Genomic DNA, 1,121 nt, shown 5'->3' on the forward strand with positions numbered 1-1,121 from the left:
GTAAAAATAATTGCTCGGGCAACTGCATATCTGGAAAATTCCTGCGGAATTTTCTCCGGCTCGATTGTGTTTGCTAAATTAGTGGCTTAATCACGCAACTATCATTACACGCGGCACGTTGTGCGTCATTTAAGAAAAATCGTACTAAAATTGAAAATTTAGGAAAAATTAATGAAAAAAATACGAGAAATATCTGATTGGATTGAAAAGCATTCTACCGAAATTATTGAAAATATTGACCAAGAAAGTGTCGATGTTTATAATTTCCTAAAAACCGAATTTAAGAAATCGAATGTTAATGAAAATTATTTATTTCAATTTGTTTTTAGGAGTTTTTACCGAATTGACAACGCTGGACTTACACCTGAATTTAAAAAAGAGTATTTTAAGATTTTAGAACAATATCGCAACGAAAAGCAATTTGACTTTGAAAAAGTATTACGCAGACTTTACTCATTTCCGAACAGAAAAGGACAAAACACTTTACAATTTTCATTTGTAACAAAGATGTTTAATACAATAAATGACTCGATGTCGATTTATGACAGCGAAGTTGCGAGAATGTTTTCTCTGTCAAGACCATATCAATCGGAATTTGAAATTAAATTGGACAATTATTTAGACCAACTTGACAAAATTCAAACTGGTTATGAACAAATAATTGAATATAATCTTTTACCAGAAACAATTGGACTTTTAGACCAAGTATTTAAAGACAATAAGTTGTCCGAAATGAAAAAATTGGATTTTATATTTTGGTCTGCTGGAAAAGTAAAAACGAGATTAACGAAAAAAGGAGATGACGGATTTCACACGATTGAGGAATTGGACGAAATTGACCGAAAAATAAAAACGAACGCACAACACCGTGTATAATTAATTGCTTGGTTCTCGCCTACTTACGAAAATCCTAGCGGATTTTCTATTCGGTATTTATTTGCTAACTTTAGTACTTAAAACACGCAACTAATCATACACAAACACGTTGTGTGCAAGTTTGTCTTGTCCTGAAATATGGCTACAGGTTAAAATTGATTTACACTGTTTTTAAATATACCATATTAGGTGTTTTATAGTCTAAAGATAAATGTAATCTTATTTCGTTGTATAGATTAATTGCA

At 31.0% G+C, this 1,121-nt stretch carries 1 protein-coding gene; it reads left to right on the top strand.

All coding sequences use genetic code 11. The annotated features are described in order from the left end of the window. Positions 1-171 precede the first annotated feature (171 nt). Positions 172-876: a hypothetical protein gene (locus ABXQ82_RS18745; RefSeq protein WP_367063335.1), complete on the top strand. Its 705-nt coding sequence runs from the start codon at positions 172-174 to the stop codon at positions 874-876. Positions 877-1,121: the final 245 nt, after the last annotated feature.

This window comes from Algibacter sp. 2305UL17-15, from assembly GCF_040720935.1.
Taxonomy (GTDB): domain Bacteria; phylum Bacteroidota; class Bacteroidia; order Flavobacteriales; family Flavobacteriaceae; genus Jejuia.